The organism is Propionicimonas sp. T2.31MG-18 (genome assembly GCF_964266745.1).
Lineage (GTDB): Bacteria > Actinomycetota > Actinomycetes > Propionibacteriales > Propionibacteriaceae > Propionicimonas.
On sequence record NZ_CAXWGX010000023.1, the window covers coordinates 563,494 to 571,456 of the forward strand.

Annotated in this window: 8 protein-coding genes and 1 pseudogene; 7 read left to right on the forward strand and 2 right to left on the reverse strand. The window is 68.3% G+C overall.

Annotated elements, in window-relative coordinates; all coding sequences use genetic code 11:
* Window positions 1-12: 12 nt before the first annotated feature.
* The 5 genes from ACFQQJ_RS10600 to ACFQQJ_RS10620 all read left to right on the forward strand — a co-directional run bounded on the left by ACFQQJ_RS10600 (window position 13) and on the right by ACFQQJ_RS10620 (window position 5,311).
* Window positions 13-1,872, forward strand: a complete 1,860-nt coding sequence (locus ACFQQJ_RS10600; protein ID WP_377106304.1) for a hypothetical protein — start codon at window positions 13-15, stop codon at window positions 1,870-1,872.
* A 110-nt stretch (window positions 1,873-1,982) separates the two neighbouring features.
* Window positions 1,983-2,495: a hypothetical protein gene (locus ACFQQJ_RS10605; protein ID WP_377106306.1), complete on the forward strand. Its 513-nt coding sequence runs from the start codon at window positions 1,983-1,985 to the stop codon at window positions 2,493-2,495.
* Window positions 2,496-2,618: 123 nt separating this feature from the next.
* Window positions 2,619-3,788, forward strand: a complete 1,170-nt coding sequence (locus tag ACFQQJ_RS10610; protein WP_377106307.1) for an SHOCT domain-containing protein — start codon at window positions 2,619-2,621, stop codon at window positions 3,786-3,788.
* A 9-nt stretch (window positions 3,789-3,797) separates the two neighbouring features.
* Window positions 3,798-5,033 carry a hypothetical protein gene (locus tag ACFQQJ_RS10615; protein WP_377106308.1) on the forward strand — a complete coding sequence of 412 codons (1,236 nt, stop codon included), beginning with the start codon at window positions 3,798-3,800 and terminating at the stop codon, window positions 5,031-5,033.
* Window positions 5,030-5,311, forward strand: coding sequence for a hypothetical protein (locus ACFQQJ_RS10620; RefSeq protein WP_377106310.1), 282 nt, complete (start codon window positions 5,030-5,032; stop codon window positions 5,309-5,311). Before ACFQQJ_RS10615 ends, ACFQQJ_RS10620 begins: the two co-directional genes overlap by 4 nt.
* Window positions 5,312-5,594: 283 nt before the next feature.
* On the opposite strand, the gene arfB is transcribed toward ACFQQJ_RS10620, so the two are convergent.
* Window positions 5,595-6,089, reverse strand: a complete 495-nt coding sequence (arfB, locus tag ACFQQJ_RS10625) for an alternative ribosome rescue aminoacyl-tRNA hydrolase ArfB (RefSeq protein WP_377106312.1) — start codon at window positions 6,087-6,089, stop codon at window positions 5,595-5,597.
* Window positions 6,090-6,238: 149 nt separating this feature from the next.
* On the opposite strand from arfB, the gene ACFQQJ_RS10630 reads away from it, so the two are divergent.
* A complete protein-coding gene (locus tag ACFQQJ_RS10630; protein WP_377106313.1) occupies window positions 6,239-6,853 on the forward strand; it encodes a hypothetical protein in 615 nt (204 codons plus the stop codon).
* 47 nt (window positions 6,854-6,900) lie between these two features.
* Here ACFQQJ_RS10630 and ACFQQJ_RS10635 read toward each other — a convergent pair whose 3' ends face one another.
* On the reverse strand, window positions 6,901-7,695 hold the full coding sequence (locus tag ACFQQJ_RS10635) for a hypothetical protein (RefSeq protein WP_377106315.1): 795 nt from the start codon (window positions 7,693-7,695) through the stop codon (window positions 6,901-6,903).
* A 74-nt stretch (window positions 7,696-7,769) separates the two neighbouring features.
* Here ACFQQJ_RS10635 and ACFQQJ_RS10640 point away from each other — a divergent pair.
* A pseudogene (locus ACFQQJ_RS10640) lies at window positions 7,770-7,963 on the forward strand (IS3 family transposase); the annotation flags it as partial.

The window sequence follows — 7,963 nt, forward strand, 5'->3', positions numbered from 1 at the left end:
GGCAGCCGAGCCATGGGGGACATCTCGACGCACGCCGAGATCACCGAGCACACGGTGGCCGAGGCGAAGCGGTTCATCAGCACGACCGACATTCCCGACGCGGAGTACACCTTCCTTGAGCTGGGGAACTTCCTCACCGACGTCTCCCAGTTCAGGGACCCTCCGGCCTTCCACCGGGCCCGTGACCGGGCGAGGGCGCAGGCGCAGTCGCAGAGCGTGTTCGCCGGCATGGCAGGCGCCGACGACTGGGTGAGGGACGTCTTCGGGCGGCGCAGTGGCCCGGTGAACGGGGGGCTGGCCGACCTGATGGCCGGGCTGATGCAGGCGTTCACCCAACTCCTGTTCGACGACGACGGCCTCCCGGTGCTCGGTGCCGGCCTCGGCCTGCTCGGAACGGGACGCCGTCCCGCCCTCATCCCTGCCCACGGGATCCCCCCGGCCGACGTGAGCAGGGCGATCACCGCCCACTTCACCCAGTACTTCCCGCACGAGCACCTGGACTTCCCGCCGACGCACCGGCCCCTGCCGACCCACCGGACCGACCGCATCTTCCAACGGCAGTCACGCGGTCTGATCGGCTACCTGGAGTGGTACCTGCAGTACGTGTCGGAGGAGTTGTCCAAGCTGGAGTCGGAGTGGGCGACGGCGAAGGCCGGCGGCATCACCCCGGCGGCACGGCAGGACTTCCTGATCCGGCTGGGACACCTGTCGCATCCGATCGAGGACTACTACTTCCACGCCAATCTGCTCGACCTGTACCAATGGCGCGACGTCCGGGCGGCCAACCCGGCGCTGAGCCCGTCCGTCCCGGCCGAGCTGAACACCCTGATCGATCGCAGCCTCGCCGGGACGAGCCTCTCGTCAGGATCGGTCCCGCTGCGACGCATCCTTCATCGTCGGCTTCGCTACCCGGTCTGGTCCACCAACACGGCCCTGTCCACCACCGCGTCCGAGGACGCCGCCGACCTCGTCTTCACCGGCGGCTTCGGTGACGCCGACGTCTCGCACACCCTCGGCGGGGCACTGGAGGCCATCGAGGCCAAGATCGCGGCGCTGCCCAGTGCCGTGGATCCCCGAACCACCCACCTGGTGTTGATCAGGTTGCTGCTGAGCGCGAGCGCGCGCCAGGCGATGATCAGCGGGGGGACGCTGGAGGCCATGCGGACCACACATCTCGCCCAGCTCCGGGCAGGTGACTATCCGCGGGAGATCGCCAGGTGGCAGGGCGCAGGGCTCCTGTGCTCGCACGCCGCCGACCGCCTCCGTGCGGCGTTCGCGGGGGACCTCACGATCAGCAACCGGCACAGTGGGAACTTCGTCACCTTCCCCGGGCCCGGCGCGATCCTGATCACGATGCTCGAGCAGGTGCAGCGCGAACGCGATGCCAGTTCCGGCGCGAAGAGCCGGCTGGACGGGCGCGCCGCGTCGATGTACGAGGAGGGGAGCGCCAACGGGGCCACGGCGGAGAACATCGGAACGCACTCGCTGATGTCCAAGGACACCCGCCGATCCGACCCGATGCGCGCCGAGGCGGTCGGTTTCGCGAAGCACGCGGCAGCCAGCGTCGTCACGACGCTGCTGAAGCGGGTCTACTCGCCCGCGCCCCTCAACGAAGGGCTCGACTGGGACTCCCTGTTGCGGTTCTACCTGCGCCCGGTCGCACCCTCGGTGTCGGGACCGTGGGAGAACGAGGTCCTTGACGGGGTCCGCCGGGGCGCCGCCCAGCCCCGCGTGGACGCCGTCGCCCAGCAGCCCGGCTTCGCCCGGCTCGGGCCCTCCCTGGACGCCGCGAAGCTGGCCGCCCGGCGCTCGGGCACGACCAGGGACGGTCTCGAGGCCTACTACCGCAGCTTCGAGACCGATCCGCCCTGACCGGTTCGGAGAAGTTGACCACGCGAACTCCCTGCCGGCCTGCGTGCGGCGACGGGCTTGGGCAAGAGTGCAGTCTGGACGCGCCGTTCGCCTCGGGTGAAGGTGGGGAGATGCAGCTGGCCGACTTCTACTCGCTGATGGCGATCACGTGCTTCACCCTGGTCGGCCTGTGGTGGACGGTGGTCGAGCGGCACCCCGAGTGGAAGGCGGACCCGACCCGGCGCAGGCTGGCCGGTGGTGTGTACCTTTCCTTCCTGCTGCCAGGCCTGATGAGCACGTTCGCACAGGTGGACGCGGGCAATCCGCTGGTCTGGCGCAGCAGCTTCGCGGTCGCGGCCCTGACCGGCGCGGTCACCACCCTCCGGCTGGTGTCGGTGGAGCGTGGGACGGGCTACCGCGGCCCGTTTCGACGGTTCCGCTGGCTGGTCGCCGTGGTCTACGGCGTGATCCTGCTCGTCGCAATCGTGCCCGGGGTGGCGACGGCGACCGGCGGAACGCCGCTGCAGCTCGCCTCGGTCGCGCTGATCCTGCTGGTGGTGATGGCCCATGGCCTGACGTGGGAGTTCATGATGGAGCCCGAGTCGGCCGTTGCCCGGACGACCAGCCCGCCGACGGGCAGCTAGGTTGCCCGACGTTCACCGCGCTCGCCGTCAGGGTCAGTAGGGTGAGCGTGTGCGGGAGAGGCGGCACCTACCCGGACCTGCCAGCGGCGGCAGACGAGGAACCCACAGACGAAGGAGCCTTTGATGGGACTTATTCAGGCGGCGATCGGAGCACTCGGCGGAACGCTGGCCGATCAGTGGAAGGACTTCTACACCGTCCCGGGCGGTCTGGCCCCGACGGCAGCACTGTTCGCTGCGGTCCCGCAGGGGCAGAACGCCGGGCGCGGCTCGAACACGCACGGCTCTGAAGGTGTGATCAGCAACGGCAGCCGCATCCTCGTCCCCGAGGGCTACGGCCTGGTCCTGATGCAGGACGGCGCCATCACCGGCTTCGCCGCGCAGGCGGGCGCCTACGAGTGGAACTCCGAGGCCCAGGACTCCCAGTCGATCTTCGCCGGCAACGACATCGTGAGCTCGACCGTGGTCACGTCCTGGGAGCGATTCAAGTTCGGCGGCCGCCCCGGCACCCAGCAGCGGGCCTACTTCGTCACGCTCAAGGAACTGCCCAACAACCGCTTCGGCACCCAGTCCGAGATCTACTGGGACGACGCCTACATGAACGCCCAGGTGGGCGCGATCACCCGCGGCACCTACACGCTGAAGATCGTCGACCCGATCCTCTTCATCAAGTCGTTCGTCCCCGCGACCTACCTCGAGCCTGGACGTGTCTTCGACTTCACCGACATCGAGAACGACGCGGCGGCCCAACTGTTCAACGAGGTCGTCGGCTCACTCGCGCCCGCCTTCTCGATGTACACCAACGATCCCGCGAAGGGCCGGATCACCAAGATCCAGCAGGACTCGGACGGCTTCGCGAGGAGCCTCTCCGCGGCGGTCGAGGAGAACTACCAGTGGCGCGCCGAGCGCGGCCTCGCGATCGTGTCGACGGCGATCATCTCGATCGAGTACGACGAGATGACCCGCGAGCTGCTTCGCAACGTGCAGCGCGCCGACGCTCTTTCCGGCGGACGCGGCAACTCCAACCTTCAGGCCTCGGTGGCGGCCGGCTTCGAGGCCGCAGGCGAGAACCAGGGCCCCGGCGGGTTGGTGGGCATGGGCATGGCGGCCGGCACGACCGGTATCGGGGCCCTGCAGCAGCCGGTGCAGCCCGCCCCGCAGGCGCCGGCGCCCGCCCCGCAGGCTCCGGCGGAGGATCCGGTGGCGAAGCTGGCGAAGTTCAAGGAGATGCTCGACGCCGGGCTGATCACCCAGGCCGACTACGACGCCGCGAAGGCGAAGGCGCTGGGGCTCTAGGGACGCGGGATGAGCGACTCCGAGGCGATGCCCGCGGAGGTGGCGGCCGCAGCCCAGCCCCCGGCCGACGCGCCCGGGCCGCAGACCGTCGACACCTCGAACGAGGCCCTGCGCGACGGCGTCAACCGGTGCCCGAAGTGCGGCTCGACCGACATCCAGCTGCGGGTCTCGGCCGGCATGCTGGTCTGCCTGTTCTGCCGCTACGAGTGGTCCGAGGCGATGATCGAGCCGAAGGTGTCCGGTGAGGCGCCGCTGCAGGACCTCACCGGGACGGTCGTCGCCTCCGGCGCCACCGACATCTCCCCGGAGGTCTCCGGTGTCATCACCCTGAAGTGCGCCGGTTGCGGCTCCGAGGTCGTGGTGAACACGGCCGCGGCGATGTCGTCGCGCTGCCACTGGTGTCGGCACGTCCTCACCATCAACGAACAGGTGCCCAACGGCGCGGTGCCGGATGCCGTCCTGCCGTTCGGCATCACCCGTGACCAGGCCGTGCAGCACATCCGCGACTTCGCCGGCGCCCGCAGGCTTTTCGCCCACCGGAGGTTCCGCAGCGACTTCGCCCCGGAGAAGGTGGTCGGGGTCTACCTGCCCTACATGGTCGTCGACGGCAACGCCAGCGCCGACGTGCAGGGCTTCGGAGAGGTCGAGACCAGGCGCTACACCCGGCGCAACGGCGACCACGACGAGACCTACTACGACGCGGACGTGTACCAGGTGGGCCGGCACGTCGACTTCACCGTCGACGACCTCACCATCGAGTCCTCGGCCGAGCGGGCGAACATGAACGCCTTCGTCAACACGAACAACGTGATCAACGCGATCCTGCCGTTCGACACCAAGAGCGCGGTGCAGTGGAATGCCAACTACCTCGTCGGCTTCACCTCCGAGCGTCGCGACCAGGACGTGTCGCAGGTGCAGCCCGTCCTGGAGGACCAGCTGCTGTCCATCGCCCGCTCCCAGGTCGAGGGGTCGGTGGCCAGGTACAACCGGGGCGTGCGCTGGGAGGCCGAGCACCTCTCCGTCCACGGCACGCGCTGGGTTTCGATGTACCTGCCGGTGTGGCTCTACTCCTTCTACTCCGAGGAGAACGGCCGGGCGATGGTGCACTACATCGCGGTGAACGGCAGAACCGGCGAGACCATGGGCAGCATCCCGGTCTCCCAGGGACGACTGATCCTGGCGGCGCTGACCGTTGGCACGGTGTTGGAGGCAATCGCGCTGTGGCTCCTGGTGGTGATGTCATGACCGCGCTGCTGATCGGGCTGCTCATCCCCCTCGCGTCGAGCGGCGACACCCCGTGGATCCTGCTGCTCGGCCCCGCCGGTGCGGTCGCCGTCTACTGGGGGCTGTTCCAGTACTACCGCAACACGGACAAGTCGCACTCGTTCGAACGCGAGACGCTGATCGAGTCGAAGCCGATCACCGGCATGGACCAGAAGGTCGACGAGGTGCGGGGCACCAAGCGCACGTCGATCGACGGCGACAACGTGCGCGACCACCGCCAACGCGTGCGGCGGTGGTGAGCGGTACTTCTGCGCCGTGCGGCCAGCTGCGCCGGAACGTCACGATGGCACTGACGCGATGGTGAGGGTACCGAGGTGGATGCGCGGATCCGGCGCTACGTCCGGCGTCACCCCGCTCCACGATGCGCACGGACGTCCGGACGTGGGCAACCGCCTGCTGCCATCTCGCCGAGTTCCGGCGAGCTTTCGTCGACAGTCCACGACGTCATGTCTTCGGCGTGAGAAGACCGCGCGCGATCGGCGGCAGAACCGGGGTGTCCTTGCCGACGTGCCAGTACCGCCCCTACGAGTCGTCGGGGCGGGCGCGGGCCCGCTTCGTTTCGCCGCGCAGCCGCTTACTCGTCAGCCGACGCTCGATCGACCCGCGCGTGGGACGGGTGGCGCGACGCGGTCGTGACGGTGGCGCCATTCCTTCGCTGAGAAGCACCGCCAACCGCTCCCGCGCGGCGATTCGGTTCCGCCGCTGCGAGCGGAACTCGGTGGCCACGACGACCAGAACGGTGCCGGCCAATCGCGACTGCAGCCGACGAAGCAAGCGGTCGCGCTGAACCTCATCAAGCACCGCCGAGGCGGCGATATCGAAGGACAACTGGACCCTTGAGTCGGCCGTGTTCACCCCTTGGCCGCCCGGGCCAGAAGCATGCGAATACCGCTCAACCAGCTCATCGGCCGGGATCACCAACCCCGCCGGCGCCCCCGGCGACGGCGCAATCCGCAACCCGCTCACCAGGCAACAGTACGGCTCCGGCTCGGTAAGCAGCCGACCGAACGTCGCCACGCGGCAAAGGCTGCCCGCCACACCGGCGACTCCTTCGATTCGTAAGGAACTGACCCCAACCACAGAACCGGATCACCGCCGAAATCGCGGCATGGCAGTGAATTCCCAGTCAGGCATGGTGGTGAAAGTCCGCCTGTACCCTTTCATTCGTGGAGTCACAGGCGGTGATCGTTCGCAATGGAGCGAGACGGGCCGTCGGGAGCGTGCTTCTCGTGCTCAGCGTTCTTGCTGGAGTCCTCTGGTGGTTGAGGCGACGCGATATCCGCTTCGTCATATGCGAGGCGCTTCCCTGGCCGAACGCGCCGTGGCTCGCAGCGTCGCTGTTGCTCTTCGGGTTGGCGTTGGTCCTCTCGGTCCAGCCGGTCTGGAGGGCGGTCTTGGCGGTCGTCGGTTGTGGCGGTGTGGCGTTGGCCCTGACCTGGCTTCTCGCGTCGGGCGCAATTGGGCTCGGTCGCGGCGACGAGGTGGACAGCTACCCGGCTCCGCAGGGTCCCTACCGAGTCGTCGTCCACATGAACGACTTCATCGACCCGGTCTACTTCCTGAGCATCGAGGAGCAGACCGGACCGGCGTCTCGGAGCTGGTACCTCGGATGCATGGGCGGTGACTATGACCGGCTCGAGAAGGCCGGCTGGGTCCAGCCTGACCTGTTCTCGATCCCCACCTCCAATGACGAGCCTCAGATCCGGATCCGGGTGGACCCGACAACTGGCCAACCAGTCGACCCCGAGCCCATCCCAAACGGCTGCGGCTACCGCCCGTAACCATCCGCGCTCGGCGCGGCAAGTGCGTGCGTTTGCCCAGGTTCCGGCTAGGCGTTGGCGACGGCCAGGAGGGCGTCGACCACGGCTGAGTACAGCCCGGCGGTGTGCTTGTCGTATTCGGCGCGTTCGTGCTCATCGGGGAGCCAGACGTCGTTCCAGGAACCCATCCCCCCGAAGACCCATGCCTCGATCGCCGCGGCGGCCAGTTGCCGCTGCTCGACTGGCCGGCCGACCGGGATCATGTCAGCGTGGTAGCGAGGCACCGGTGCCGGGTCGTCCAGCAGGCTCGAGGCTCGTTGAAACCAGGGCAACCAGTCATCGAATCCCTGCCTTGCGGCGAACTCACCGATCGATGCCAAGCGGGCGTCGAGGGTCTCGCTGGCCTGGGCAACATCTGGGCTCCGCGGGATCGCTCCCTCGGCCCGAACGCATGACGTAGTGACATTCCAGATCCGCGAGTCCACCGCCTGCAGGTCGCTCGTCTGCCAATCGGCGAACCAGAGCCAAGGCTTGGGCCCGGTGGTGAGAAGCCCCCAGCGCACACCATTGGCGAAGGCCGAAGCGATGTGGTTTGGGAGGGGCCCTTCACTTTGGGCGCTGGTCACGACAAAGATGCGGTCCGCTCTGGAACGGCGCAGGTCCCGAAGCCAACTCCCGGTCCCTGTGGCCGACCGCTTGCGGCCGAGGAGACGTGTCTCGGGCGACTCGAAGACGAGGCGATGCACGTACTGGAAGCTCGAGTTTGTCTCGGCCAACTCTGGTGCATCACCACTGGCCGAAGCGGACAACCAATCCGACCCGTACGTAGCCAAAGTCACCAGAGCAGCCAGCTCACCATTCACGCCAGCGATCCTATGGATTGCCCTGAAACGCCCCGGCGTGTCCGGAGACTCCAAACCTTGGGAAGGTTGGAGTCATGTCAGGGAACACGTCGAAGAGGTATCCGGCCGAGCTGAAGGCCAGGGCGGTGCGGATGTATGCCGAGATCCGGCCGGATCAGGAGACGGACTGGGGTGCGATGGCCCGGGTCGCGGAACTGCTCGGGGTCTCCACCGCGGAGACGGTGCGGAAGTGGGTGCGGCAGGCCGAGGTCGACCAGGGCGCCCGGCC